Consider the following 25,464-nt stretch of genomic DNA (forward strand, 5'->3'; position numbering starts at 1 on the left):
CCTCGCCGGCCGCGCCCGACCGGCCGGGTGACGCCAGGCCGGCCACCGCCCCTTCGCCTCTCGTCAGCCAGCCGACGGTGGCGCTGGCGCAGCCGGCGCGCCCTCGCCGGCGGCCGGCGGGGTTCGCAGCCGCACCACCAGCCGCTTCATGCCGTTTACCGCCGGCTCCAGCGACACCGTCTCAATGTCCGGATCGTCCACCAGCGCACGATGGATCGCACGCCGGTCCGCCGCGCTCAGCGGGGGAAATGTGAACGGGCGACCGGTGCGTCGCACCCGCTCCGCAATATCTCGCGCCTCGCATGCCATCGCGTGCTGCCGCTGCTCCCGGAAGCCGCCCGCATCCACGATGCAGAACCACGGGTCACCCAGCCGGCGCCGCACCATCCGGTTCATCAAGTACTGAAGCGCATCGAGCGTCTGGCCGTGCGGTCCCACCAGCGCACCGACCTCGTCGGCGCGGACCGTCAAATGCACCCCGCACTCGCCCTGCGGCCGCGCTTCGACGCTCGCCGGGATGCCCATCGCCGCCAACAAGCCGGCCAGCAGCTGCCGCACCTGTTCGATCTCTGAGGCTCCGCCCGGACTCATCACGACGCACCTCCCGCCGCGGATGCGCTTTGCACCCGACGGCGCACCAGTTGGCCGATCATCAGCGCCTGATTTACCGTCCAGTACAGCACCAGCCCCGACGGAAAGGAGTAGAAGAAAAACAGCATCAGCACCGGCATGAATAAGAACATCTTCTGCTGTGCGGGATCCCCCGCCGACGGCGTCAGTTTCGTCTGCCAAACCTGCAGCGCGGTCATCACGATCGGCAGCGGATTCAGCGAAAGTCCGAACGGCAGCATGCCCTGCAGAAGGTTCTCCGGCTCGCTCAGATCCCGAATCCACAAAAACGAAGCGAACCGTAGCTCGATTGCACCCCGCAAAACCACGAACAGCGCGAACAACACCGGCAACTGGACCAGAATCGGCAGACAGCCGCTCAACGGATTCACTTTGTGCCGGCGGTAGAGCTCGAGCGTCTCACGGTTCAGCCGCTGCGGATTGTCCCGGTACTTCGCCTGCAGTTCCTTGATTTGAGGCGCGAGCGCCTGCATCCGCTTCATGCTTTCGGTGCTCTTGTGCGTGAGCGGCCAGAACAACACGCGAATCAACAGCGTGAGCAGCAGAATCGCAACGCCGTAGTTCGGAATCACACCGTAGAAAGCGTTCAGAGCCCGCAGCAGCAGCTTCGCGATGCCGCCAAACCGGCCGAACTCGAGCACGTCCACCCGCTTCGCGTCGAGCTCCCGAAGCACATCATATTTCTTTGGCCCCACAAACAGCTCGTATGTCTGCGACCAGGCCTCGCCAGGCTCCAGCGTGCGCGAGGGGGATTTCGCCGCAGCGCCGACCGACGCCAGCCGAACCTTGGGCTTGCGACCTTCCCCCGGCGCCACCTCGCGCCGAAGGCGGGCCTGGAGCTTCTCAAACCGATCCTCCGGTTTCAGGATCTGCACAAAATACTTGTTCTTGACGGCCACCCACTCCGCCGGCCGGTTCTCCGCCAGCAACGGCGCGGCGACCGTCGCCGGCACAGTCTCGCCCTGCGTCGCGTGGAAGAACCCCGGCAATCGACGCCCCCAATACGTCACCGGCTCACCGGGCGACAACGAGTCCACCCCGAGGAACTCCATCCCCGCGGTTCGCGATTCCCCCGGCAGGTAGCCCATCTCGCCTAAACGGATCCACGCCTCCGCGATCGCCACGGCCGAAGTGCCGTCGTTGCGGAATGTGTCGACAATGCGGAGCTGATAGCCGGTGGCCGGCAGCTCCACCGTGCGCCGCAGTCGCAGCCCCTGCGCGGTGCCGCGCTCGAACACCAACCGCGCCGAGGTGCTGTTGGTCTCCCCGCGCACCGTCATCAGCGCGGACTCCCCCAGCCCGCGCAGACCCTCGTAGACCAGGGCCGGCGAGGCACGAAAGTCCAGGCGCACCGGCCCGCTGGTCGGATCGGGCGTCATCGGGTAGCGCAGCACCACCGCCTCCAGCAACCCACCACCCCGGTTGTGAAAGGTGAGCGCCAGCACATCATTCGAGATCGTGACCTCCATCGGCGGCACCGCCGGTGTCTCCTCCACCGTTGCGGCGCCGAGCTCGGGTGTCTCGCTCGTGCCCACGCCGGCCGGCCGCGTCGCCGGGTTGGGCTCACCCGCCGCTCGGAGCGGCTCCGCCGGCGCGACCGGCTTCCGGAACAACGGCGCGATGTAGCGACGGTCAATCGCCGGCAGCAACAGGATCAGCGCCAACAACACAAAGAAGATCGGCAGGTCGCGCTTCGTCATTGCTGCTCGCCCCCGCCGCTCCACGTCCCGGGCACCGGATCCCACCCTCCGGCATGCCACGGATGACATCGCAACAGCCGGCGCAGCGCCAGCGCCACACCGCGGAGCACGCCGTGGCGTTCGATCGCTTCAATCGCATAGCGGGAACAAGAGGGTTCAAACCGGCAGGCAGGCCCCAACCACGGAGACACGCACCACTGGTAGCAACGGATCGCCACAATCAGCGCGGTTCTCATCCAGTGCCCTCCGGCCTCCACAGCCCGGCGCGACACGCGAGCTCGAGAAAGTCCTCCCGCAGACTCTCGAACGAGGGCTCGGGTACGCTCGCGCGAGCAACGAGCACCAGATCGACGCCCCCCTGCAGGCGGTGGCGTTCCTGGCGAAACACCTCGCGGAGCCGTCGGCGCCATCGATTGCGCTGTACCGCCCCGCCGATCCGCCGCCCCGTCACCACGCCAATGCGCAGCGCCGCGTCCGGCGCCTCGCGCACAAACATCACCATGTGTCGCCCCACCAGTTTGCGCCCGCGATAGGCTTCCTCAAATTCACGCGCGCGCCGCAACCGGCGCTCCCGCGGGAGCCCGCGATCCGGCGGCAAAGGCTGCCCCGCGCGGACGCTCGCGGCCATCCCGCGTCCCCCGCCATGTCAGATCGCCAGCCGCACCCGCCCGGCCGCGCGTCGACGCGCGAGCACCTTACGACCATTCCGCGTGGCCATCCGCTTCCGGAACCCGTGCTTTCGTTGGCGCTTCTTCCGATGTGGCTGGTATGTCCGTTTCATCGCACTCGGGTCTCCATCTCAACGTGAATCGAACAGCCTATCGGCCCCGCGGTGGTCGGTCAAACCGGCGCTGCCCGGCCGGCTTCCGCGCCGGCGCACCGCTTTCCGGACCCGGCGCGAAGCGAACGCGCAACGACGACTCCTCGCGCATCCCAGCTGCCCCTCTGCCGGCGATCGGACACGCACACGCCGTCCTTTTCAACTCGCACACGGCGCAGTGCCATTGTCTCCGACGAGGCGCGCCGCGCCAGCTCATCTGCCCACCGCCAGACGTCGGGCGCGCGCCATCCCACCCACCAGGTCGCCGATACTCAACAGCAGCGCCACCGCGGCGAGAAACCGGCCCACCACCGGACCGCGCCGCAATAGCCAGGTTTTTCCGCCACTCGATGAGTATGGAACGGTCACCACCAGAAATCCCTCCAGCGGGCGCCCCTCTGGCCCCGTGACCGGCAACGTACCGGCCGATTCGCCGGCCGTTCCTCCGATCCGTCCCAGCGGATCCACCCAACCGGTCACTCCCGAGTTCGCACAGCGCACCACCGGCACACGCGTTTCGACCGCCCGGAAGACGCTCTGGATCATGTGCTGACGGGGCCCGCTGGTGCCGTCGAACCAGGCATCATTCGTCTGCACGAACAGCATTTGTGCACCCCGGCGGACAAATTCCAGCGCCAGACGCGAGATGGTGTCCTCGAAGCAAATCAGCGTTGAAAAGCGCACGGGCGGATTCGAAAGCGCAAACACCACGGGCAGCCGACCGGGGTGCAGGTCGTAGTCCATCGGCACCAGGCGTCCCAGCCAGGGGAAGTGGCGACGGAACGGCACGTACTCGCCGAACAGCACCAGATGCTGTTTGCGATACACACGCGGCGGGCGACCGTCCGGCGTCACCAGGAAGGTTGCGTTGTAGTGGCGCTGGTCGCCGCGGGGACCGGTGTCGCTATCGAGCGCGCCCAGCAGCAGTGGCGTTCCGTTCGCAATGAGCCCGGCGACCAATCGCTGCGCCGCACCGGAAACGCGATACGTCTCCGGCAGTGCCGTCTCCGGCCAGACCACCAGGTCCGGGCGAGCGGCGAGCGCCGCACGCGTGAGCTCAGCCAGCCGGACATACATTCGCTCGTAGCTCTCCGCCGTCCACTTTTCGTTCTGCGGCACCGCCGGCTGAATCAGTGCGACGCGGAGCGCCCGATCTGCAGCCGGCGCGCTCCCCACCAGCGCGATCCCCTGAAGGAGAGCGCCGACCAGCACCATCGCCGCCAGCATCCACTCCATGCGGGCGGTCGGCGCACGCCGCCTCCGTGCCAGCGAGAGCACGATCGCCAGCCACAGTCCATTCCCCCACACCACCAGGAAGGAAACGGCGGGCACACCCCCCCAGGCCGCATGCTGGATCAACGCCGTCCGGGAAAACTGACTCACACCGATGAAGTTCCACGGAAACCCCGTCCAGAGTTCCCCGCGCAGTACCTCCCAGCCTGCCCACGACGCCGCCAGTCCGCCGCAGAGCGCCAACGTCCCCAACGGCCGCTCCAGACACCGCGCGGAGGCCAACCATGCGCTCACAACGGCCGGCGGCACCAGGTACAGCGAACAATACCCTGCGAGCGCAATCCAGCCGGCTGCCGTCACACATCGGATCCAGTGCAGCGACGGGATCCAGAACACCACCCCCGCCAGCAGCCCCAGCACGGCCGCCAAAGAACGCGATCGGTCCGCAACTGCAGCGCCGAGCACCGCGGGCGCTAACCAGGCCGCCCAACTCCACTCAAGGGGCGGAAATGCGCTCCACAGCAACACTCCCGCCAACGCGGCTACAACGACTCGCCCCGCAACTTCCCGGCGACCCCCCCGGACCGCCCGCGCGGCCTCCGACCCGCTCATCGGCCCGCTCCGTAGACGGCGTTAGGCCATTTCGCCGCCCGCGCCCGTCGGAGCCCGTGCCGCACCGCAGCACTTTTTGTACTTCTTGCCGCTACCACACGGGCAGGGATCGTTCCGCCCGATCTTCGGCCCCGCCACAACCGGCACCGGCGCCGACTTCACCGCTTCGATCACTTCGTCCACCACCCCGCCCGGCCGCCCCTCCGCCGTCGGCGCCGTCGTCCCGTTCAGCCCGCTCAGTTCGGGATGCACAAACGTCTGCGGAATCGCGCGCATCATTCGCTCGAACGCCTCCAGCGAAGTCGCCGATCGGAACATCCGCGAGAGCACGTCGCCCTTGATCTTGTCCATTAGGTCGGAAAACAGGTCGTACGCCTCCCGCTTGTACTCCACGAGCGGGTCCCGCTGACCATACGCGCGCAGGCCGACCCCCTGTCGCAGCGCGTCCAGGTTTCGCAGGTATTCCTGCCAGTGTTCGTCGATCGCAAACAGGATCATCTGCCGCTCGAGCTCGGCGAGCGCACTCGGATCTTCCATCCGCGCCTTCACGTCGTAGGCGGCCTCCACCCGCCCCACCACCGCCCGCGCCAGCGCTTCCGCATCTGCCTCCGCGGGAAGATCCTCCACCTTCAGACCGATCGGGAACGTCAGATTCGCCCACTGCACGAACTCCCGCCGCCCCTCCTCGCCGTTGTCGAGCGCCACCTCCGCACGCGCCAGCGCCACGTCCTCCACGATGCTCATCAGGTACTCGCGGACGTCCGTCGCATGCAGCACCTCGTTGCGGAACCCGTAAATGATGTTCCGCTGCGTGTTCATCACGTCGTCGTACTCGAGCGTCCGCTTGCGGATCGCAAAGTTGTGCTGCTCGACCCGGCGCTGCGCCGTCTCAATCGATCGATTCAGCCACGGATGCTCCAGCACCTCGCCCTCCTCGATGCCGAGCCGCTCCATGATCCGCGAGATCCGGTCCGAACCGAAGAGCCGCATCAGATCGTCTTCCAGCGAGACATAGAACGTCGAGGAGCCGGGATCGCCCTGCCGCGCACAGCGACCGCGCAGCTGGCGATCGATCCGTCGCGCCTCGTGACGCTCCGAACCGATCACGTGCAAGCCGCACGGGCGCTCCTCCAGGTGCTGACGGAGCGTCTTGCCCTCGTACAGGTCCTCGAGCCTCAGCGGCGATTCGATCACCTCGCGCGGCAGCCAGACCACACCCTCGCCCAGTTTGATGTCGGTGCCGCGACCGGCCATGTTCGTCGCGATCGTCACCGCGCCCTTCTGCCCCGCCAACGCCACAATCTCCGCCTCGCGCTCGTGGTTCTTTGCGTTCAGCACGTTGTGCGGTATTCCGCGCCGCCGCAACATGCGGCTGATGATCTCGGAGTGCTCGACCGTCGTCGTGCCCACCAACACCGGCTGCCCACGCTCGTGGCAGGCAACGATCTCCTCGATCACCGCGTTGTACTTTTCCCGCTGCGTCTTGTAGACGCGGTCGTTGCGGTCCACCCGCCGCACCGGCCGGTTCGTCGGGATCACCACCACGTCGAGCTTGTAGATCTGGTGAAACTCGTCCGCCTCGGTCTCCGCCGTACCGGTCATTCCGGCGAGCTTCTTGTACATCCGGAAATAGTTCTGGATCGTGATTGTCGCCAGCGTTTGGGTCTCGCGTTCGACCCGCACCCCCTCCTTGGCCTCGATCGCCTGGTGCAGCCCATCGCTCCACCGGCGGCCCGGCATCAGACGGCCGGTGAATTCGTCCACGATGATCACCTGTCCGTCCTGCACCACATACTGCACGTCCCGCTCGTACACTGCGTAGGCGCGGATGAGCTGGTCCACCGCATGGATCCGTTCGTTTCGCTCCGCGAACAGATCCTGCAACTGCTGCCGACGCGCGATCTTTTGCTCCGGCGTCAGCGACGTGTCCCCCTCCAGCAGCGACAGCTCCGTCGCCAGATCCGGCAACACGTACATCTCCGGATCGTCCGGATTCAGCGCGGCACAGCCCTTCTCGGTCAAACTCGCATCGTTGCCCTTCTCGTCGATCGTGAAAAACAGCTCTTCGCGCAGCTCGCGCGCTTCCTCCTTGTACATGTCGGTGAGCATCATCGAGTCCACTTTCTCGAAAATGCGCCGCACCGACGGGTCTTCGAGCAGATGGAGCAGCTGCTTGTGCTTCGGCATGCCCTGGCTGACCTGGTAGAGGCGGCGACCCGCCCGCTCCTCGTCCGCCTTCGTCCGATCCGGCTTTTCCAGCAGCGCCTTCGCCTCCGCGACGAACTCGTTGCACAGCTCCCGCTGTCGTCGAACCAGCTTCTCCACTGCGGGGCGTAGCCGCACGTACTGCTCCGTTGAATACGGTGCGGGGCCCGAAATGATCAGGGGCGTCCGAGCCTCGTCGATCAAGATGCTGTCAATCTCGTCCACGATCGCGTACGCATGGCCCCGCTGCACCTGGTCCTCCGCCCGCAGGGCCATGTTGTCGCGCAAATAATCGAAACCGAACTCCGCGTTCGTGCCGTAGGTGATATCGCACTGGTACATCCGCCGCCGCTCCGACGGTCCCATCGCGTTCTGGATGCACCCCACCGTCAGACCAAGAAACCGATACACCGCGCCCATCCACTGCGAGTCGCGCCGCGCCAGATAGTCGTTCACGGTCACGATGTGAACCCCCTGACCGGTCAGTGCGTTCAGGTAGGCGGGCATCGTCGCGACCAGCGTCTTGCCCTCCCCGGTCGCCATCTCCGCGATCTTGCCCTGGTGCAGCACAATGCCCCCAATCAGCTGCACGTCGAACGGCACCATATCCCAGCGAATCGGATGGCCGCAGACCTCGATCGTCTGCCCGCACAGGCGGCGGCAGGTGTTCTTCACCGCGGCAAACGCCTCGCACAAGAGATCGTCCAGCGTCTCTCCCTTCGCGAGGCGTGCGCGAAACTCATCGGTCTTCGCGCGAAGCTGCTCGTCGCTGAGCGATTGATAGCCGCGTTCAATCTCGTTGATCCGGTCGACGAGCGGCCGGATGCGTCGCAGATCCCGCTCGTTCTTCGTGCCGAGAATCTTCTTCAAAATCCAGTTCATCGGTGCACCTCCGCCGCCGCGGCGGAACGTTCCTGTATAGACCCTTTCGGCGGTGAAGTCACGCGGACCGCGAGTCCGACTGGCCGGGGTCTGCGCCGTCGATCGCCGGCGCGCAACGCGACCAGGCGCGGTCGCCGCCCAGCCGCCCGATCGCCACCAAACACGCGGTCTCCGTTCTCAGCAGCCGCGGCCCCAGATGCGCGCCCCGAAACCCCGCCGAGCCCAACTGCAACAGCTCTTCAGGCGCCCAGCCCCGCTCGGGGCCGACCGCGATCACGGCCGGCCGTCCCCCAACGCCGCGCAGCGGTTCAGAAAAGCTGGGATCCACCACCCACCGCTCTTCCTCGACCTCCGCCGCCGCCGTCACCTCCCGCAACGCGTCCTCCAGCCGCGCGCACACCTGCACCACCGGCGCGACGGTCTGGCCGCTCTGCGCCAGACCGTCCAGCAGCCGCCGGCGGATCACCGCAGCAGTCACCGCGTGACTCTGCAGGTATGCCGGCTCCACACCCGCCGAACCCGTCACCCACACCCGCTCAACTCCGAGCTCGGCCAGTTGTGCCCACAGTCGCTTCGCCGCTTTCGGGCGCGGCATCGCCAGCAACACCGAGACGCCCGTGCGGGGCAACGGAGGCTCACCAAACTGACAGCAAACGACCACCTCCCGCTCGTCCACCGTCTCCACTCTCGCCCACCCACGCCCGCCACCGAGCATCGCCGCGCGAAACACCGCCGACGGCCGGCTCCGCAACAGGCGCCGCACATGCACCGCACGCTCGTCTGTCAGTCGAGCACGGCCATCCGCGTCCACCTCAGCTGGCTCAATGATCAACCAGTTCATCCTTCCGTCCAACGCCGGCCCCACCCCCGGTGAATACTGATCGGATCGTTGCGTCAGTTCCAACCGGATGGCCCACCAACCAGGGCTGAGTCGGAAAGGAGCGCGTGATGAACCGCACACTTCGGTACGTCGCCATATCGACCGCGGCGGTACTCACCGCGGGGTGTGTCACCACCCGGACGGACCCCGCCGTCCAGGCCACCGCGCTGGGCGCCGGCATTGGCGCAGGCCTCGGAGCGATCCTCGGGCACAATCTTGGTGGCAGCCGCAACGACCGGGCGCTCGGCGCGGCCGCGGGCGCGCTGCTCGGCGGCGCACTCGCCCACCACCATGCCCAACAGGCAGCTCTCCAACAGCGCATCGATCATCTCCAGCAGCAGCAGCTGTACACCACCGTGTGGGTGCAGAATTCGAACGGCTCCCGCACGCCCGTGTTGCTGCGGATCACCGAGGGCGGCCAGTACATCGGACCTCGGGGCGAGTACTATCCTTCGATGCCCTCGGAGGAGCAGCTCCGAACCGTCTACGGAATCTGACCTCGGCCGCCCGGCGGCCGGGCTCCACCACCTCTGGCAGGGCGGGCTCGACGGCAGACGCCGGCGGGCCCGCCCGGTTCACACCTCTCTGTGGTGCGCGACTGCGGCGGCCCGATGAGAGCCGTCGCTGCCCCCATCCGCGCGACGCTCCGCCAGATCCTCGCGCCCTCGTATATTGAAGTCGGGCGGATGAATTCCTAGGATACCTTCTTCAAGTGAAATCATCCGGACACGCAGTCCACGTGCTGATTGGCGTCACCGGCGGCATTGCGGCGTACAAAACGCCGGAAGTGGTCCGGGCGCTCCTTCGCGCGGGTGTGGAGGTCACCGTGGCGATGACCCCCGCAGCGACGCGATTTGTTTCGCCGCTGACGTTCGCTGCGCTGACGGGACGCCGCGTCCGGCTCGAGCTGCTGCCGGACGGCACCACGGCGGATGGCGCCGACCTGTACCCTCATCTCGAACCCGCGACCCGTACCCACGTGTTTCTGGTCTGCCCCGCCTCGGCGAACGCGATCGCCCGTCTGGCCGCCGGATTTGCGGACGATGCGGTAACCGCCGCCGCTCTCGCGCTGCCCGCCGGTTGTCGCCGTTGGTTCGCACCCGCAATGCATCCCGCAATGTGGGCAAACCCGCTCGTGCAGGCGAACGTGCGCAAACTCGAGGCGGAGGGATGGCGCAGGATCGGCCCCGGCACAGGGCCAATGGCGTGCGGCGCGGAAGGCGAGGGCCGGATGGCGGAGCCGAACGACATCGTGGCCGCGGTGCTGGAGGAGACGCGGGACCTGGCAGGGCGCCGCATTCTTGTGCTCTCCGGCCCCACGCGCGAGCCGGTGGACGCGGTGCGATTCCTCAGCAATGCCAGCAGCGGCCGGATGGGACGCGAGATTGCGCTGGCCGCGGCCTCCCGCGGCGCAGCGGTCGTATTCATCAGCGGGCCGGTCGAGTCCGCGATGCTGCCCCAGCATCCCTCCGTTGAGGTGCGGCGCGTCCAGACCGCCAGGGAAATGCTCGCGGCCGCGCTCGCCGCGCCGCCGACCGATGCGGTGATCTTCGCCGCCGCAGTCGCGGATGCCGCACCCGCCCGGCCCGCCCGCGGCAAGCTGCCGCGCGAACGCCTGGGCCGCGCCATCACGCTGGTGCGCACGCCAGACATTGCCGCCTCGTTGCCGCGACGCCCCGGACAGTACCGCGTCGGCTTCGCACTCGAAACCCGGCCGGACCGGCGCCGCGCCGAGCGCAAGCTGCACACCAAACACTTTGATCTGATCGTATTGAACGGGCCGGAAAGCATCGGCGCGGACGTCGCGCGGTTCGCCTGCGCCGAGGCCGGCCCGCCAGTGCGCTGGACGGAATGGGGGCAACTCGACAAGCGCGAGTGTGCCCGGCGCATTGTGGAGTGGCTGGCACGCCGTCTCGGCGAAGGCCCAACCGCGACGGAGTTGCAATGACGATGCAGGTCCGCTACGTCCCATCGACGCAGAGGGCGATCCAGCTGGTTGGCCCCGATGAGCTGGTGCTGAACGAGTCGAAACCCGTTCCCGCGCCGGGACCGCACCAGTTTCTTGCCGAAGTCGTCGCCGTGGGCCTTTGCTACTCCGACCAGAAACTTCTCAAGCAGTTCTCCGCGCACGTGCGCAAAGGACCGGTCATCTCGGGGATTGACCCCGCCGTGCTCGCCGGATTTCCCGGTTATGTGCCGGGCGAGCAGCCGACTGTCCCCGGGCATGAACCGGTCGTCCGCATCGTCGCCGTCGGCCCGGGCGTGCACCGCTACAAGGTGGGTGAACGATATTTCATCCAGGCGGACTGGCGCTGGCTTCGCACCGAGGCCTCCAACGGTGCGTTCGGATACAACTTCGAGGGTGCGCTGCAGGAATACGTGCTGCTGGACGAGCGGCTGATCACCTCGCCCGAAGGCGAAAGCATGTTGCTGCGGGCGCCGGAGGGCGCGCGCTCCGCCTCCGCCTACGCGCTGGTGGAGCCGTGGGCCTGTGTCGAGCAGTCGTACCGCACCCGCGAGCGCCGCACGTTGCGGGAAGGCGGTCGGCTGCTGGTGATTGCGGACTCAACGCCGGACATCGAAAAACTGCGGCGGCTGCTCTCGTCCGGCCCGCGCCCCGCCCGGATGACCTGGGTCTCCTCGCGGCTGTCCGTGCCGGCCCGTTGGCCGGTGCCGGCCGAGCGGGCGAACAGCTTGTCCGAAACTCAGGGTGACCCCTACGACGACGTGATCTACTTCGGCCACGACCCAGACATGGTCGAGCGAATCTTCGCGCGGATGGCGAATGGCGCGCTGCTGGTGCTGGTGCTCGGCGGCTCGCGCTTCGGGCGCCCCGTCAATGTCGCGCTGGGCGCCATTCACTACCGCGGGCTTCGCATCGCCGGCACACGTTCGCACGACCCGGCCGACGCGATGCAGGCGATCCCGGACAGCGGCGAAGTGCGTCCCAATAGCCGCGTCCACGTCATCGGCGCAGGAGGCCCCATGGGCGTGATGCACGTGGTCCGGGACATCTGCGAGGGCATCGTGGGGTTGACGATGGTCGCCTGCGACCTGAGCGCACCGCGGCTGGCGGCGCTCGATCGCATCGCGCGGCCGCGCGCCAAACTCCACGGCGTCGTGTACGAATCCTACAACTCCAGTCGTGGACTGCGCAGCGGCCCGTTCGACTACTCCGTCGTGATGGTACCCTCCCCCGCACTCGTCGCCGCAGCGGTCGCCGCCTCCGCCCCCCGCGCGATCGTGAACATCTTCGCCGGCATTCCGGCGGACCACACCGGCCCACTGGACCTCGACGCTCTCGTCGAACGGCAGGTCTACCTGCTGGGCACCAGCGGTTCGGTGATGGACGACATGCGCGCGGTGCTCGCGAAGGTCGAATCGGGTTCGCTGGACACCAACGTCTCCGTCGCCGCAGTCGCGGGTCTCGACGGCGCGATCGACGGCATCCGCGCCGTGGAAACGCAGAGCATCGCGGGAAAAATCATCGTCTATCCCCACTGCCGGGGCCTCCCGTTGACCCGCCTGGAGGAACTTTCCGAACGATGCCCCGCCGCCGCCCAGCGCCTGGCCGACGGTGTGTGGACCCGCGAAGCGGAGGAGGCGCTTCTGGCCGCGTTCGCGAGCGCGCGTTGACCGTCGCGGCCCCCGGAGGATGTTCACATGAGCGAGCCGGTGCTGAGCGGGCAGATCGCAGTGGTGACCGGCGGCGCACAGGGCCTCGGCGAGGCGATTTGCCGCCGACTCGCTCGCGAAGGTTGCGACGTTGTCATCGCCGACGTGCAGGCCCGAGCCGCGGAAGCCACCGCGCACGCCATCGCCGCGGAGACCGGCCGCCGCACGCTCGCGATGCGCACGGACGTCACCTGCGAGACCGATGTCGCCGCGCTCTTCGAACGCACGCTCGCCGAGTTCGGCCGTGTGGACATCGCCGTCGCCAACGCAGCAATTCTCATTGCCGAACCGCTCGCGGAGGCCGACGCGGAGCGCTGGCGGGCGGTGATGACGGTGAACCTCTTCGGCAATTTCCTCACGTTCAAACACGCCGCCCGCGCAATGCTGCCCCGCCGGCGTGGCTGCATTCTGCAAATCAATTCCAAGTCCGGCAAAAAGGGCAGCGCCGCCAACTCCGCGTATGCGGCCAGCAAATTCGGCGGGATCGGCCTGGTGCAAAGCGCCGCACTCGAACTGGCCCCGCATGGCATCCGAGTGAATGCAATCTGCCCCGGCAACCTGTTGGACTCCCCCCTGTGGACCGACCCGGAACGCGGTCTCTTCGTGCAATATCTCCGCGCGGGCAAGGTTCCCGGCGCCCGAACTGTCGAGGATGTTCGACGGGCCTACATCGCGCAGGTGCCGCTGGGACGGGGTTGCACCTACGACGACGTCTGCAATGTGCTGGTGTTTCTCGCTTCCGATGCCGCCGCCTATATGACCGGCCAAGCGATCAATGTGACGGGCGGACAGGAAATGCGCTGATGCCGACTCCGACCCCGGCGCTCGAATATTTCACATTCTCCTACCCCTGGCGTTCGTCGGACTACTGCCTCATCGTGCGGCGCGGCTCGCGGGCACTCTACGGCGTTGCCGACATGATCGGCCATCCGCAGCGCCTCCGATGGCGCAACTACATGCGCGTGCTCAACCGTTACGTCGCCCAGTGTCTCGACGTGCCGCCGGATCACACTCTCGCCACCCTCGAGAGTCAGCTTCGGGACCACCTTCTGTGGCATGACCGACAGATCTTTAAGTTCCGGACCTCCCATGACCAGGGCGCGTTCGGGTTCTGCATTGCCGCCGCGCTGATGGATGGCCTCGGCGGCCGCCTGGTCTGGCTCGGCGACTGCCGCGCCTATCGAGTCCGGCGCGGCCCCCGTGGCGCGGACGGCCGCCGCACCTTCGAGGTTGCCTGCCTGACCAGCGACCACAATGGCCTCGGGGATCTCATCCGGACTCGCGGCGAAGTCACGCTCTTCCAGGCCGAGTTCCTGGAGGAAACCAAACGACTTGACGCGTTTCTGGGCCTCGGCGCAGAGGAGCACGTGCGAGAGCTGCTGAGCCGCTCCGTCCCGATCACCACGTTGCAGCCCGACGAATGCGTGATGCTGTTCACCGATGGCGTCTACGTCCCGCACCTCCGCGCCCAGCTCGATGCCGCAAACTTCCGGTTGGACCGCCAGATCGCCTATCTAGAGCCGTGGTTTGAGGCCTTCTTCGCCGACGCGGACCGTCGAATCCCGGATGATGAGTTCAACTACTGGCCGGAGTTGGCCACCATCCTCGTGGAAAGAACCCTCGAACTCATTCGGCGTCGCCGTCACTATCGTGACGACATGGCAATCGTCGGCATCTACCGAACCGACGAAGCCATTGCTCGTGCTCGGCCGGAGCTGACGCGGACCTAGCCAATCGAAATAGTTCGCCGAGAAAGGAACGTCGCGGTGGCCCTCCTTGACCAGACAGCGGACGCCAGCGAGAACCACCGACGGCCGGATTCACCCTCCACCGGCGCGACGACGTCCGTCCAAGCTGTGCCTGAGCTGCTCCGGCGGCTTGCGGAAGCGGCCAGCCTCGGTCTGGTGGTCTGCGATGCGGACGGCCGCATCCTCGAGTGCAACGGGGTGTTTGCGACCATGCTCGGCCGCGCGAGCAACGACATTCAAGGTCATTCCTTCCTCGACTTCACCGTTCCCGACGAGCGCGAGGCGGAAGCGGAGGCGTTCCGTCGCTTTGTGGCGTCCGGCCGTGACGCCGGACGCGTGGTCAAACGCTACGCGCTGCCCGATGGCAGCTGCGCATGGGCCGAGGTGTTCAGCGTCCCCGTCCGTGCGGCCGAGGGGCGACCCTTTCGACTGGTCGCCCTTACGCGCGACATTACCGAATCTCAACGCGTCGCAAACTCGTTGCGGGCGTCCGAGCTGGCGTACCTGCACCTCTTCCGCGAAACGACCGACGGCGTCGCGGTGTTCGACGTGGTCCGCGATGCCGGCGGCCGTGCCGCGGACCTCCGCTGCGTCGATGTGAACCCTGCTTTGGAGCGCATCACCGGCCGCCCGGCAACCCTTTGCATCGGACGACTTGCGGGCGAAGCGTGGCCGGCCCCCGCGACCGGATGGGTTCAGCGCCTCCTGACCGCTTTGCAGAGCGGAGGTCCCGCCCACTTCGAGGATCCGTTGTTCACCACCGACCGATGGTTCGACGTGCGGCTGGTCAGCCTTTCGCCGGACCGCTGCGCAATGTTTGTAACGGACATCACGCGCCGGATCCGCGAGGAGCAGGAGCGCCGGCAGATGATGGACCGGGCTCAGCAACTGCAGAAGCTCGAGAGCCTCGGACGGCTGGCCGGCGGCATTGCACACGATTTCAACAACATCCTGATGACCGTGCTCGGCGCCGCAGACCTCGCGCGCGCAGAACTCCCCCCGCACCATCCCGGCCGCGAACACCTCGACAACATCATTCACGCGGCCCGCCGCGCATCGAATCTCTGCCGCCAGCTCCTCGACTATGCGGGTCGCGGGCGCCTCACCACCGCAGACTTTTCGCTCAACGACCTCATTGAAGACATGGCGCATCTGCTCGCCATATCGCTCCCGCGCAACGTCCGTCTCGACTGCGAATTGGATCCAGCGCTGCCCATGGTTCGGGGCGATCCCTCCCGCGTGATGCAGGCGATCCTCAACCTCGTTACCAACGCCGCCGAGGCGATCGGCGAATCATCGGGCGTGATCCGGATCGCGACCTCCACGGAGCGCGTCATCACCGCGCTGGACGCCGGCCCCGGGACGCCGGACCCCCTGCCACCCGGCGACTACGTTGTGTTCGAAGTCACCGACACCGGAAGCGGCATCCCACCAGAAATGCTCAACCAGATCTTCGATCCGTTTTTCTCCACCCGGATGGAGGGCCGTGGGCTCGGCCTTCCCGCAGTGCTCGGCATCGTCCGCAGCCACGGCGGCGGGATCCGCGTCCGAAGCCGGGTGGGCGAGGGGAGTACCTTCCAGCTGCTGTTGCCCGCGGTGCGGCCGGTCGCCGCCGCCCACAGCGCGCCGTCGGGGGAGCCCGCCGCCACCAATCTCGATCTGCCGGTCTGGATCCTCGAACCGAACGAGCGGTCCCGTGATTCGATTGTCCGAATCGTGCAAACCTGCGGTCGTCGCCCGCGCGCCTTCGCCGCCAGGGAGGAGCTATTGAACGCGATCGTGGACGGCGTGAATATCGGATGTTTCATCGTATCGGCCGCAACGCTCTCGCCGAATGCCACCGAGCTTTTGCAGATGCTTCGTCGGCACGCCCCGATCGTGCTGCTGGGTGATCCCCCCACCCCGCTCGATGGCGGCGAAGCGGACGTCCGGCTGCCCTGGCCGTTCGTGCGCGCGGACCTCGCAAACGCACTGAACGCTGTGCTCGGAGCTCCCCGAACCGCCCGCTCGGCGCCACAGGCAGAGGGGAGCAGCTGAACAGTCGGAAAAAAACGCCCGCGCCGCCAAAAGGCGACGCGGGCGCGCGGGTCGGAGGAACGTGATCTTGGATCAGTTCGCCCCACCAGCCGCCGGCGGCTGCGCACCGCCCTTCTTCGGCTGCGGACGATTCTTCACCCACTCCGCAAACTCTTCTTTCGTCACCTTGCCGTCGCTGTTGGCGTCCATCTTCTTGAACACCGCCTCGGCCTTTTTCTTCGCCTCGTCGTCGGCCGGCGCGCGCGCCTTCACATACTCCTCGCAGGTAATCGCACCATCACCGTCGGCGTCCAGCTTCGAGAACGCCGGTCCGCCCCCCGGCCCACCTTTCCGCCCTTCGGGTGCCGCCGACGCGCTCAGCGCCCACCCTACCCCCACAGCTGCCGCGACCACCCACACACACCACTTCATCGCCACTATCTCCTTATTGCCCGACGGGCGCCGCGCTCTGGCTCCGGCCCGCCCGGTCGAGAGACCACGCACGCCCTGTCGGTGCCACTACTTCAGCAGACGGATCGCGGGCGCTTTTATTGTGTGAGGCCTGTTACGCCGAGACGGGGCGGATCGACGGCTGCTCGTGCGTCAAACAGTGCACGGAGCCCAGCCCCAGCAAAAGGTCCACCGCGTGAATCCCAACCACTGTCCGGTCCGGAAATAGGTCCGCGAGAATCCCCAGCGCGAGCCGGTCGCGCGGGTCGTTGAACGTCGGCACCAGCACCACCTCGTTCGCGATGTAAAAGTTCAAGTAGCTGGCCGGCAGACGACGCCCCTGATAGGTCAGCGGTTCGGGCATCGGCAGCGGCACCACCAGCGGACGCTGTCCATCCTGTAAGCGCGCCTCCTGCAACCGCTCCGCGTTCTCGCGAAGCGGGAGGTAGTTTTCGTCCCGCTCGTTCTGCTCGGTGGCCAGCACCAGGGTGGTCGGATTCACGAAGCGGCAGACGTCATCCACGTGGCCATGCGTGTCGTCGTCGCCCGCAATGCCGCGACTGAGCCAAATCGTTGTCGTCGCCCCCAACCAGCGCGCAAAGACGGCCTCATAGTCTGCCCGGGTGAAACCAGGATTTCGTACCTGCACGACCGGATCGAGCAGACACTGCTCGGTGGTGATCACCGTGCCGCAACCGTTCACATCGAACGCACCACCTTCGAGCACGACCCGGCGGCCGCCGTACATCGGTTCGAACCGCGGAAGCCCCAGCGCATCCGCCGCCCGTTGCGGAATCGCCGCATCTCGCTGCCAGTCGTCATAACGCGCCCAGCCTGTAAACGCGAAGTGCGCGATCGCCAGACCTCGCTCCGTCTCCACAAAAATCGGCCCAGCGTCGCGCGCCCAGCTCCGATCGCTCGGAATCCGGTGAAACGCCACCCGGTCCGCCGGCACCCCCTCCGCCTCCAAGACCGGCCGCACCCAACGCTCATGCTGCGCAGATCCCACCATGATGCACACCAGCTCCGAGGGAACCAGCCGGCGGACGATCTCCCCGAAGTCCCACTGCACCGCGGCAAGCTTGCCGGGCCAGTCCTTTCGACTGTGGGGCCAACATAGCCAGGTCGCCGCGTGCGGTTCCCATTCCGCGGGATGACGGCACCACCGCGGCCAATCGTTCAGCTCTGCGCCGGCGGCCGCGTCGCCGCGGGCGGTGGCACCGGCACCGGCGCCGCGCGGCGCTGCCGGACCGCCCGCGTCGCCAACCCCAAGAGCATCAGCGCCAGAATCACACACAACCATCGGATCTCCGCCGTACTCAATGTGAACCACGGCCGTAGTTTGTCCAACCCGGCCGCCCTCGACGACCACGGTCTGCGTGCCACCACCGCCCGGGCACCTCAGCGGGTCGAAATGCTGACGAGTCGTCCCGGCACTACGACGACCCGGCGGACCTCCGCGCCCTCGATCCACTTCGCCACCTGCGGATGCGCGAGCGCCTCGGCCTCGATCGCTTTCGCGTCCGCACCCGCGCTGACGCGGATCCGTCCTCGCACCCGCCCGTTCACCTGCAGCGCGATCTCCACCTCCTCGCGCCGCATCGCGGATGGATCCGCCTCGGGCCAGCGCGCCCGCAGCACGCTCTCCCCGTGTCCGAGCTCCCGCCAAAGCTCCTCGGCGATGTGCGGTGCAAAGGGCGAAAGCATCAGCACCAGCGCCTCCATCGCCTCCCGGTACACCGCCCGCCGCGACGCGGAGGTGTTCGGATCCACCCCAAACCGCTCCACCGCGTTGAACAGCTCCATCAGCGCCGCAATCGCGGTGTTGAACCGGAACGCGCCGTCCATGTCCCGCGTAATCTTCGCGATCGTCTCGTGCAGCTTCCGGCGCAGCTCCCGCTCCTCCTCGTCAAGCTCATCCGTTGCGACCTCCAGCCCCGCCGCCGCGGCCAGCGTCGCACGCGTCTCATACACGCGCCGCCACAACCGGTTGAGAAAGCGAAACGCCCCCTCGACCGCATCATCGTTCCACTCTGCATCTTTTTCGGGTGGACCGATGAACAGCGTGTACAGCCGCAGCGTGTCCGCCCCGTACTCCCGAATCAGCTCGTCCGGGCTGACCACATTTCCCTTCGACTTCGACATCTTGTGCAGCTGGCCGTCCGTCTCGCTGCGCTTGCAGATCATTCCCTGCGTGAACAGCGCCCGGAACGGCTCGACAAAGGAGAGATACCCAGCGTCGTGCAGCACCTTCACGATGAAGCGAGAATAGAGCAGGTGCAACACTGCATGCTCGACACCGCCGATGTACTGGTCGACCGGCAGCCACCGATCCACATCCGCCCGGTCGAACGGCCGGTCCCGCAGTCGAGGGTTGATGTACCGCAAAAAGTACCAGCACGAACACAGCCACTGCGCCAGCGTGTCTGTCTCGCGACGGCCGGGTCCGCCGCACCGCGGGCACACGGTGCGCACAAAACCCTCGTGCGCGGCGAGCGGATTGCCCTGCTCGATCCGGAAGTCGACGTCGTCGGGCAGCCGCACCGGCAGCTCCGACTCCGGCACCGGCACCGTGCCGCACGCCGAGCAGTGCACGATCGGAATCGGCGCCCCCCAGTAGCGCTGGCGGCTGATCAGCCAGTCCCGAATGCGGTAGGTCACCGCCGCAGCGCCGAACCCGCGCGCGGCCGCATATTCGATCACGTCCCGCATCGCTTCCCGGTTGCCGCGCCCGCTGAACGGCCCGGAATTCGTCATCACGCCGTCCTCGACATAGGCGGCGGTCATCGCGGCCGGATCCAGATCGCCGTCCGGCGGCCGAATCACCACCCGGATCGGCAGGCCATACCGCCGCGCGAACTCAAAGTCGCGTTGGTCATGGGCCGGCACGGCCATCACCACGCCGGTGCCGTAGTCCATCAGAACGTAGTTCGTCACCCACAGCGGCACTCGCTCGCCGGTGTACGGGTTCACCACGTGCCGGCCAGTGAACACACCCTCCTTCGGCGCGGTCTCAGCGGTCCGTTCGGCGGCGGGAATCGTCCGCTGCCGCTCCGCAAACCGCAGCACCTCCGCCTCGCACGAAGAACCTCGCACCACCTTCGCCAGCAGTGGATGCTCCGGCGCAATCGCGACGAACGTGACGCCGTAGATCGTGTCCGGACGCGTCGTGAACACCGGGCAGGCATCCCCCGTCTCCGCAATCCGAAACTCGATCCGCGCGCCCTCCGACCGGCCGATCCAGTGCGCCTGCATCGCGCGCACGCGCTCCGGCCATCGGTCCAGCAGCGCCAGGTCATCCAGCAGACGCTGCGCGTACTCGGTGATCTTGAAGAACCACTGCTCGAGCTCGCGCTTGCGCACCGGCCGCCCGCAGCGGTCGCAAGTGCCGTCTGGCCGAACCTCCTCGTTCGCGAGCGTCGTGCAAAAATCGCACCAGTTCACCGGCGCGAGCTTCCGATAGGCCAACCCGCGCTCGTACAGCTTCAGAAAAATCCATTGCGTCCACTTGTAGTATTCCGGATGACAGGTGGCGATCTCGCGCGACCAGTCGTAACCCACACCCCAGCTACGGATCTGTCGCTTCATCTGCGCGATGTTGGAGAGCGTCCAGTCCCGTGGATGCACGCCCCGGCTCTTTGCCGCGTTTTCCGCCGGCAGCCCGAACGCATCCCAGCCCATCGGTGTCAGCACCCTCCAGCCGCGCATCATCTGGTAGCGCGCAACCGCATCGCCGATGATGTAGTTGCGCCCGTGCCCGACATGCAGCGTCCCGGACGGATACGGGAACATCACCAAGCAATAGAACTTCCGCGTGCTGTCGGAGGTATCGACGCGGAACGCCCCCGTCTGCTCCCAGTACGCCTGCCAGCGCGCCTCGATCTCCGCAAAATTGTACTTTTCGTTCATACCACCCATGATTCCCGCGCGTCCGGTCCGTCGCCGGGCCGCCCGAATATACCGGAAAGGTGCGCTCGCCGCAGCCGCCGCAACGCCGACGGCGCTTTTCTTCTGCGCTGCCGCCGGCTACAACCTGCATGGGCCGACGCGGCGGCGGCGGTCCGCACCCGATGCACGCGAACCGGCTGCGTACAGCGGTACTGACCGCGCTCTGTCTGGCGGGTTGGGTCGCAGTCACCCGCGATCTCCATCCGGCCTCGCTCGCCGGCGCCGCGGCCATGGCGCTGGTCGCTGCACTCTTCGCCGCCCCGGTCTTTTATGAGGACAGCCCACTCGCCGGGCTCCGGCCCCGACCCGCGCTCGTCGCGCTCCCAGCACTGCTGCTGGTGCTGCTCTGGGAGGGCTACCGCGCGGGCATCGAGCTGATCGTGCGAATGTTGTCCGGCCGCTACCGGCCCGGCGTGGTCCGGCTCCGCACCCGTCTGCGCTCCCGACTCGGCCAAACCTTGCTCGCGAACTCGATCAACCTGGTGCCCGGTACCATCACCCTCTGGGCCCGCGACCGCCGGCTGTATGTGCACTGGTTCAACGTCGCCAGCCGCCACTCTATCCACGCGGGCCGCATCATCAAGGCACGCATCGAGCGGCTGCTTGAACGGACCGTCGGATGAACTGGACACTGCCCGTGCTGATGATCGGTACGCTGCTGAGCCTGGTGCGGATGTTCGCGGGCCCCACGCTGTGGGACCGCGTGATCTCGCTGCAGCTGGTCTCCGTGCACGTCGTGCTGGCCATGTGCCTGTTCGCGGTCGAGCATGGGCGCCCCTTCTATCTTGATGTCGCCGCGGTCTATGCGCTGCTGTCGTTCGCGGAAACTGTCGCGTTCGCCCGTCTCTGGGCGACGCCCGGGCAGGAGCCTCCCCGATGAGCACCGCGATCATCGCAGCGGGGCTCGCGCTGGTGCTGTTCGGCGCGCTGGGCACCGTGTTGCTGCCCGACCTCTACCTGCGGCTGCACGCCTCCACGAAATGCGGGGTCACCGGCGCGGCGACGGTGCTGCTGGGTCTTGCTGCGCGCGCGCCCAGCGTGGACGCCGCCGCGCGACTGGTGCTGATCGTCGTGCTGATCTTCGCAACTGCACCGATGATTCCGCACATCATCGCCGTCGCGCACGCTGCCGGGCGGCACGACGACGCCGAGGGGCCTTCGCCATGAGCCCCCGCGACATCGCGCTCACGCTGATGGCGCTGATGGCCGCGGTGGTGGTGTTCGCCCGCAAGCTGGTGCACGCGGTGATCGGCCTCAGCCTCTTCAGCACCATCCTCACGCTCCAGTACCTCTGGCTGCACGCGCCGGACGTCGCGATGACGGAGGCCGCGCTGGGCGCAGGCCTCTCGACGATCGTCTTTCTCGTTGCGCTCCAGCGCGCCGGAGGCAACTCCGATGGTTGAGTGGCGCGACTATCTGGTCCGCGCGCAAATCCTGCGGCTTCCACCCGCCGCGCGCGAAGTTCTCTTCGAACGCCTGATCGCGGCCGCCTGCGGACCAGGCGCGGCAACACCCCGCCCGCGCGCCGCGGAACTGCGCGAGCAGACGATCAGCCCCGGCGTCGTGCTCGTGCACGCCCGCCGCGATGACCTTGACCGTATCCGCCTCTCGATGGGCTTGCTGGTCCCGCCCGCCTCCCTCGGTCACGGCGCACCCGTCCACGCGCTGGTCTGCGCACTGATCCCCGAACCTCGCAGTCGCGAGTACCTCACGCTGCTCGCGCGCCTCAGCCGGTTGCTCGCCGCCCCCTCCGGCTCCGCCGCGTTTCGCTCCGGCGAGCCGGACCGCGTCGCCACCGAACTCGGTCTGGCCCCGTGAGCAGAGGTGTCCGATGCTGCTGCTGCTGATCCTCAAGGACGAACGGCGGATCGAAACCGTCGTCAACGCGCTGATCGAGCTCGGTTTGTTCGATGCCACCATTCTGGACGGCGAGGCGGTCGAAAACCTCGCGACGCAGACCCTTCCCCTCTTTGCGGATGTAGGCCGGTGGTTCGGACACAATCTCGCGTACCACCGCGCGCTGCTGATCGTGCTCCCCGAGCGCCGTGCGGCCGAGGAATTTGTCGACCTTTGCGCGCGCGACGGGTTGAACCTGCGGGACCCGCAGGTCGCGGTGATGGCGCTGATCCCCGCCGAACCTTTTCCTCCGCGCGGAGAACCATTGGGATGATTGACCTTCGCGACTCTCCGCCGCTGGACACGACGCTCCGGCTGCTGTTCCCCTTCGTGCTGGTGTTCAGTTTCCAGTTGTTTTCGTATGGCGCGAACTCGCCCGGCGGCGGTTTCCAGGCAGGTGTCGCATTCGGAACGATCGTCGTCGTGCTGGACCTCGTCTGGCGTCGCCGCGCCTATCCCGACCGTATCTTCGAGCGGATGGAGCTGGCGGGTCTGCTGCTGCTGGGCGGACTTCTCCTCGCCGGCTGGCTTCGCACCGGCCGCCCCTTCCCCGACCCGGCCGCCTGGACCGGGCCGGGACTGCTGTTCTCCAACATTCAGATGTGGTCGCTGAACCTCGCCATCTTCTTGGAGGTCGCCGGTTCGATCGTGCTGATTGTGCGCCGGTTGCGGGAGCCGGGGAAATGAACGGCGCTCGCACACGAACGATCACCGCCGCACTCGTGGTGGGGTTGGCCCTGTTGGCATGGCGGGCCGCTCCCCCCGATGTGGCCCCGCCCGCGCACGCGACCGCCGAGGTCGCCGCGCTCGCCCGCCGATGGAACATCCGCAACCTCGTCACCGCGATCTACCTCGGTCCGCGCGCGGCCGACACCTTTCTGGAAGTCATGGTGGTGACGCTGGCGGTCGTCGGCCTGCGGGCGCTCGGAGAACCGTGATGAGCGTGCTCATCATCGCACTGGCGCTCTATGGCTTCATCGCCTCGGACCATCTGGTCCGCAAGGTGATGTGCATCGCCCTGATCGAAAGCACGATCATCCTCGCCTTTCTCGATGCGGGCTACGCGGCGCGCGGTCGCGCACCGATTCTCGATCCCGCCGCCGAAATCGCGATGGTGGACCCGCTCCCGCAGGCGCTGATGCTCACCGCGATCGTGATCGGAGTTTGTTTCAATGCGCTCGCGCTGGCGCTGATCGTTCGCGTCGGGCGTCAGCGTGGCACCATGTCCGGCTCGCAGCTGCATGACTGACCCGCGCCTGCTGACCGCGTTCCCACTGGTACCCCTGTTTGGCGTGATCGCGGCGCTGGCGGCGTCGATGGGCGGCCGCGACATCACGCGGTGCGTCGTCCGCATCACCGCCGCGCTGCAGGGGGCCGTGGGCCTCGCGCTGGCCGTCGGCGCGTGGCGGCACGGCGAAATTCGCCTGGCCCTCGGTGACACGGTGCTGGCGATCGAATTCGCGTTTGGTGCCGACCGGATCCCGTTGCTGTCCGCCTATCTGCTGCCGCTGGGGGCGGCCGCCGCCCGCGCGGGGGACCTGGCCTCGCCCGCGATGCGGTTGCTGCTGCTGCTCTACCTCGGTGGCTGCAGCGGCCTGATCGTCACCGCGGACCTCTTCAATTTTTTCGTGTTCTACGAGCTGATGATGATGGCCGCCTACGTGCTGGTCGGCGCAAAAGGCAGCCTGTACGCGTCGGTGAAGTACATGCTCTTCGGCGCGCTGAGCTCGTCGCTGCTGCTCGGCGGCATCGTGCTGCTCTACGCGACCGGCGCCGGTTTCCGCGAGCCGCTCGACCCGGCGTTCCTCGCCGCGGAGCCGCTGCAGCAACGCTGGACCCTGCTGCTGCTGGCCAGCGCGTTCCTGATGAAGAGCGCGTTCGTCCCCGCCTGGACATGGGTCGCCACCTGTCACGCCGCCACCGTAACGCCCGTCTCCGCACTGCTCGGCTCCTACACCCTGATGGCCGGCCTCTACGGTCTGCAGACCCGTGTGCTCGCGCCCGCCGCCGCAGCGGTATTGCAGGATCTGTTTGGCTGGATCGAAGCACTGTCCATCGCGACGGTGTCGATCCCGAGTCTCTTCGTGCTCGTCGAGGCGGAGCCCAAGCGCTGCGTCGCGGCCTCGTCCGTCGTCGCGGCCGGCTTTGTCGGCTGGCTGATGGCACGTGGCCGCGCAACGGAGGCCATGCTGTTGATCGCGGTTCACGCAGCGGGGAAGACGCTGATGTTTTACGCGCTTGACGGAATGCAGCCGGAGGGGCGCGTGATCGCGCTGCGACGCCGCGCCGCGGTGGTGTTCGTCATCGGCACCATGCTGGCGGTCGGCCTGTTTCCCACGCCGGTCGGCGTCTGGAAAAGTGGGCTCGCCGACACGCTGCCGGCAACGATCATCGTCAGCACCGCAACGGTGCTGACGCTCGCTGGCCTGTTGAAGTTCGGTATTCGGCGGGGTGGCCAGCCACCGTCCGCCGGGCTGCTCGCCGCCGCGCTGGTCGCGCTCGCGGCCGCGACCGCCGCGGCGGCCGGCGCGGGCCTGCTCGCACGACCGCTGCCCAAACTGATCGCGGACGCGATCGCGATTGCGGCCGCACTGCCGCTCGCGCGCCAGCTGAATCGGCTTGACGCCGCCTGGAGCCCGCAGTGGCGCCGCCGCCCCTACCCCCACCTGAACGCCGAGCTGCTCGGCGCCGCGACGCTGCTGGCCACCGGCGCCATTTGGCTCATTCTGCCGTACGCCCGATGAATGCGCCGCACCATTGACACCGCGC

At 67.5% G+C, this 25,464-nt stretch carries 27 protein-coding genes; 16 read left to right on the top strand and 11 right to left on the bottom strand.

Translation table 11 applies throughout. The features are described from left to right. Positions 1-63 precede the first annotated feature (63 nt). From N2652_10115 to N2652_10150, 8 genes are all read right to left on the bottom strand, one after another. On the bottom strand, positions 64-591 hold the full coding sequence (locus N2652_10115; protein ID MCX7819539.1) for a KH domain-containing protein: 528 nt from the start codon (positions 589-591) through the stop codon (positions 64-66). Next, positions 591-2,330, bottom strand: a complete 1,740-nt coding sequence (locus tag N2652_10120) for a membrane protein insertase YidC (protein MCX7819540.1) — start codon at positions 2,328-2,330, stop codon at positions 591-593. The genes N2652_10115 and N2652_10120 overlap by 1 nt, the downstream gene beginning before the upstream one ends. Further along, a complete protein-coding gene (gene yidD / locus N2652_10125) occupies positions 2,327-2,566 on the bottom strand; it encodes a membrane protein insertion efficiency factor YidD (protein ID MCX7819541.1) in 240 nt (79 codons plus the stop codon). Before yidD ends, N2652_10120 begins: the two co-directional genes overlap by 4 nt. Continuing rightward, the gene (gene rnpA / locus N2652_10130) at positions 2,563-2,958 is read right to left on the bottom strand and encodes a ribonuclease P protein component (GenBank protein ID MCX7819542.1); all 396 of its coding nucleotides are present in this window, start codon (positions 2,956-2,958) and stop codon (positions 2,563-2,565) included. The genes yidD and rnpA overlap by 4 nt, the downstream gene beginning before the upstream one ends. An 18-nt stretch (positions 2,959-2,976) precedes the next feature. Continuing rightward, positions 2,977-3,111, bottom strand: coding sequence for a 50S ribosomal protein L34 (rpmH, locus tag N2652_10135; protein MCX7819543.1), 135 nt, complete (start codon positions 3,109-3,111; stop codon positions 2,977-2,979). Between the two features lie 252 nt (positions 3,112-3,363). Continuing rightward, complete coding sequence (gene lnt, locus N2652_10140) at positions 3,364-4,995, bottom strand: apolipoprotein N-acyltransferase (GenBank protein MCX7819544.1); 1,632 nt, start codon at positions 4,993-4,995, stop codon at positions 3,364-3,366. 21 nt (positions 4,996-5,016) lie between these two features. Continuing rightward, positions 5,017-8,082, bottom strand: coding sequence for a preprotein translocase subunit SecA (secA, locus tag N2652_10145; GenBank protein MCX7819545.1), 3,066 nt, complete (start codon positions 8,080-8,082; stop codon positions 5,017-5,019). A gap of 58 nt (positions 8,083-8,140) precedes the next feature. Further along, on the bottom strand, positions 8,141-8,923 hold the full coding sequence (locus N2652_10150) for an RsmE family RNA methyltransferase (GenBank protein MCX7819546.1): 783 nt from the start codon (positions 8,921-8,923) through the stop codon (positions 8,141-8,143). 107 nt (positions 8,924-9,030) lie between these two features. Here N2652_10150 and N2652_10155 point away from each other — a divergent pair, with 107 nt between their 5' ends. The 6 genes from N2652_10155 to N2652_10180 all read left to right on the top strand — a co-directional run bounded on the left by N2652_10155 (position 9,031) and on the right by N2652_10180 (position 16,422). Continuing rightward, on the top strand, positions 9,031-9,459 hold the full coding sequence (locus tag N2652_10155; GenBank protein MCX7819547.1) for a glycine zipper 2TM domain-containing protein: 429 nt from the start codon (positions 9,031-9,033) through the stop codon (positions 9,457-9,459). 215 nt (positions 9,460-9,674) lie between these two features. After that, a complete protein-coding gene (coaBC, locus tag N2652_10160) occupies positions 9,675-10,910 on the top strand; it encodes a bifunctional phosphopantothenoylcysteine decarboxylase/phosphopantothenate--cysteine ligase CoaBC (GenBank protein ID MCX7819548.1) in 1,236 nt (411 codons plus the stop codon). Continuing rightward, positions 10,907-12,598, top strand: a complete 1,692-nt coding sequence (locus tag N2652_10165; GenBank protein ID MCX7819549.1) for an alcohol dehydrogenase catalytic domain-containing protein — start codon at positions 10,907-10,909, stop codon at positions 12,596-12,598. The genes coaBC and N2652_10165 overlap by 4 nt, the downstream gene beginning before the upstream one ends. Positions 12,599-12,625: 27 nt before the next feature. After that, entirely contained in the window at positions 12,626-13,441 is an 816-nt protein-coding gene (gene srlD / locus N2652_10170) for a sorbitol-6-phosphate dehydrogenase (GenBank protein MCX7819550.1), read from the top strand. Then, positions 13,441-14,367, top strand: coding sequence for a hypothetical protein (locus N2652_10175; protein MCX7819551.1), 927 nt, complete (start codon positions 13,441-13,443; stop codon positions 14,365-14,367). Before srlD ends, N2652_10175 begins: the two co-directional genes overlap by 1 nt. A gap of 36 nt (positions 14,368-14,403) precedes the next feature. Further along, complete coding sequence (locus N2652_10180; GenBank protein MCX7819552.1) at positions 14,404-16,422, top strand: PAS domain-containing protein; 2,019 nt, start codon at positions 14,404-14,406, stop codon at positions 16,420-16,422. Positions 16,423-16,494: 72 nt separating this feature from the next. Here N2652_10180 and N2652_10185 read toward each other — a convergent pair whose 3' ends face one another. From N2652_10185 to leuS, 3 genes are all read right to left on the bottom strand, one after another. After that, a complete protein-coding gene (locus tag N2652_10185) occupies positions 16,495-16,833 on the bottom strand; it encodes an EF-hand domain-containing protein (protein ID MCX7819553.1) in 339 nt (112 codons plus the stop codon). A gap of 133 nt (positions 16,834-16,966) precedes the next feature. Next, on the bottom strand, positions 16,967-18,154 hold the full coding sequence (locus tag N2652_10190; protein ID MCX7819554.1) for an agmatine deiminase family protein: 1,188 nt from the start codon (positions 18,152-18,154) through the stop codon (positions 16,967-16,969). 98 nt (positions 18,155-18,252) lie between these two features. Further along, positions 18,253-20,760: a leucine--tRNA ligase gene (leuS, locus tag N2652_10195; protein MCX7819555.1), complete on the bottom strand. Its 2,508-nt coding sequence runs from the start codon at positions 20,758-20,760 to the stop codon at positions 18,253-18,255. Between the two features lie 161 nt (positions 20,761-20,921). On the opposite strand from leuS, the gene N2652_10200 reads away from it, so the two are divergent. Genes N2652_10200 through N2652_10245 form a run of 10 tightly spaced genes read left to right on the top strand, consistent with a single transcriptional unit; the run spans position 20,922 to position 25,439 of the window. Continuing rightward, entirely contained in the window at positions 20,922-21,422 is a 501-nt protein-coding gene (locus N2652_10200; protein ID MCX7819556.1) for a Na+/H+ antiporter subunit E, read from the top strand. Next, complete coding sequence (locus N2652_10205; protein MCX7819557.1) at positions 21,419-21,679, top strand: monovalent cation/H+ antiporter complex subunit F; 261 nt, start codon at positions 21,419-21,421, stop codon at positions 21,677-21,679. Before N2652_10200 ends, N2652_10205 begins: the two co-directional genes overlap by 4 nt. Continuing rightward, positions 21,676-21,966: a monovalent cation/H(+) antiporter subunit G gene (locus N2652_10210; protein ID MCX7819558.1), complete on the top strand. Its 291-nt coding sequence runs from the start codon at positions 21,676-21,678 to the stop codon at positions 21,964-21,966. Before N2652_10205 ends, N2652_10210 begins: the two co-directional genes overlap by 4 nt. Further along, positions 21,963-22,202 carry a DUF4040 domain-containing protein gene (locus tag N2652_10215; GenBank protein ID MCX7819559.1) on the top strand — a complete coding sequence of 80 codons (240 nt, stop codon included), beginning with the start codon at positions 21,963-21,965 and terminating at the stop codon, positions 22,200-22,202. The genes N2652_10210 and N2652_10215 overlap by 4 nt, the downstream gene beginning before the upstream one ends. Then, the gene (locus N2652_10220; protein MCX7819560.1) at positions 22,195-22,617 is read left to right on the top strand and encodes a PTS sugar transporter subunit IIA; all 423 of its coding nucleotides are present in this window, start codon (positions 22,195-22,197) and stop codon (positions 22,615-22,617) included. The genes N2652_10215 and N2652_10220 overlap by 8 nt, the downstream gene beginning before the upstream one ends. Before the next feature lie 13 nt (positions 22,618-22,630). Next, positions 22,631-22,969 (top strand): hypothetical protein, encoded by a 339-nt coding sequence (locus N2652_10225; protein MCX7819561.1) that lies wholly within the window; start codon positions 22,631-22,633, stop codon positions 22,967-22,969. Then, positions 22,966-23,382 (top strand): MnhB domain-containing protein, encoded by a 417-nt coding sequence (locus N2652_10230; GenBank protein ID MCX7819562.1) that lies wholly within the window; start codon positions 22,966-22,968, stop codon positions 23,380-23,382. The genes N2652_10225 and N2652_10230 overlap by 4 nt, the downstream gene beginning before the upstream one ends. Continuing rightward, positions 23,379-23,633, top strand: coding sequence for a hypothetical protein (locus tag N2652_10235; GenBank protein ID MCX7819563.1), 255 nt, complete (start codon positions 23,379-23,381; stop codon positions 23,631-23,633). The genes N2652_10230 and N2652_10235 overlap by 4 nt, the downstream gene beginning before the upstream one ends. Then, positions 23,633-23,944, top strand: coding sequence for a cation:proton antiporter subunit C (locus N2652_10240; protein ID MCX7819564.1), 312 nt, complete (start codon positions 23,633-23,635; stop codon positions 23,942-23,944). Before N2652_10235 ends, N2652_10240 begins: the two co-directional genes overlap by 1 nt. Continuing rightward, entirely contained in the window at positions 23,937-25,439 is a 1,503-nt protein-coding gene (locus tag N2652_10245) for a proton-conducting transporter membrane subunit (GenBank protein MCX7819565.1), read from the top strand. Before N2652_10240 ends, N2652_10245 begins: the two co-directional genes overlap by 8 nt. Positions 25,440-25,464 lie beyond the last annotated feature (25 nt).

The organism is Kiritimatiellia bacterium (assembly GCA_026417735.1).
GTDB lineage: Bacteria > Verrucomicrobiota > Kiritimatiellia > PWTM01 > PWTM01 > CAACVY01.

Coding starts and splice junctions, on each gene's coding strand:
- N2652_10115 (MCX7819539.1), bottom strand. CDS start 591: ATGAGTCCGGGCGGAGCCTCAGAGATCGAACAGGTGCGGCAGCTGCTG.
- N2652_10120 (MCX7819540.1), bottom strand. CDS start 2,330: ATGACGAAGCGCGACCTGCCGATCTTCTTTGTGTTGTTGGCGCTGATC.
- yidD (MCX7819541.1), bottom strand. CDS start 2,566: ATGAGAACCGCGCTGATTGTGGCGATCCGTTGCTACCAGTGGTGCGTG.
- rnpA (MCX7819542.1), bottom strand. CDS start 2,958: ATGGCCGCGAGCGTCCGCGCGGGGCAGCCTTTGCCGCCGGATCGCGGG.
- rpmH (MCX7819543.1), bottom strand. CDS start 3,111: ATGAAACGGACATACCAGCCACATCGGAAGAAGCGCCAACGAAAGCAC.
- lnt (MCX7819544.1), bottom strand. CDS start 4,995: ATGAGCGGGTCGGAGGCCGCGCGGGCGGTCCGGGGGGGTCGCCGGGAA.
- secA (MCX7819545.1), bottom strand. CDS start 8,082: ATGAACTGGATTTTGAAGAAGATTCTCGGCACGAAGAACGAGCGGGAT.
- N2652_10150 (MCX7819546.1), bottom strand. CDS start 8,923: ATGAACTGGTTGATCATTGAGCCAGCTGAGGTGGACGCGGATGGCCGT.
- N2652_10155 (MCX7819547.1), top strand. CDS start 9,031: ATGAACCGCACACTTCGGTACGTCGCCATATCGACCGCGGCGGTACTC.
- N2652_10165 (MCX7819549.1), top strand. CDS start 10,907: ATGACGATGCAGGTCCGCTACGTCCCATCGACGCAGAGGGCGATCCAG.
- srlD (MCX7819550.1), top strand. CDS start 12,626: ATGAGCGAGCCGGTGCTGAGCGGGCAGATCGCAGTGGTGACCGGCGGC.
- N2652_10175 (MCX7819551.1), top strand. CDS start 13,441: ATGCCGACTCCGACCCCGGCGCTCGAATATTTCACATTCTCCTACCCC.
- N2652_10185 (MCX7819553.1), bottom strand. CDS start 16,833: ATGAAGTGGTGTGTGTGGGTGGTCGCGGCAGCTGTGGGGGTAGGGTGG.
- N2652_10190 (MCX7819554.1), bottom strand. CDS start 18,154: ATGGTTGTGTGTGATTCTGGCGCTGATGCTCTTGGGGTTGGCGACGCG.
- leuS (MCX7819555.1), bottom strand. CDS start 20,760: ATGAACGAAAAGTACAATTTTGCGGAGATCGAGGCGCGCTGGCAGGCG.
- N2652_10200 (MCX7819556.1), top strand. CDS start 20,922: ATGCACGCGAACCGGCTGCGTACAGCGGTACTGACCGCGCTCTGTCTG.
- N2652_10205 (MCX7819557.1), top strand. CDS start 21,419: ATGAACTGGACACTGCCCGTGCTGATGATCGGTACGCTGCTGAGCCTG.
- N2652_10210 (MCX7819558.1), top strand. CDS start 21,676: ATGAGCACCGCGATCATCGCAGCGGGGCTCGCGCTGGTGCTGTTCGGC.
- N2652_10215 (MCX7819559.1), top strand. CDS start 21,963: ATGAGCCCCCGCGACATCGCGCTCACGCTGATGGCGCTGATGGCCGCG.
- N2652_10220 (MCX7819560.1), top strand. CDS start 22,195: ATGGTTGAGTGGCGCGACTATCTGGTCCGCGCGCAAATCCTGCGGCTT.
- N2652_10225 (MCX7819561.1), top strand. CDS start 22,631: ATGCTGCTGCTGCTGATCCTCAAGGACGAACGGCGGATCGAAACCGTC.
- N2652_10230 (MCX7819562.1), top strand. CDS start 22,966: ATGATTGACCTTCGCGACTCTCCGCCGCTGGACACGACGCTCCGGCTG.
- N2652_10235 (MCX7819563.1), top strand. CDS start 23,379: ATGAACGGCGCTCGCACACGAACGATCACCGCCGCACTCGTGGTGGGG.
- N2652_10240 (MCX7819564.1), top strand. CDS start 23,633: ATGAGCGTGCTCATCATCGCACTGGCGCTCTATGGCTTCATCGCCTCG.
- N2652_10245 (MCX7819565.1), top strand. CDS start 23,937: ATGACTGACCCGCGCCTGCTGACCGCGTTCCCACTGGTACCCCTGTTT.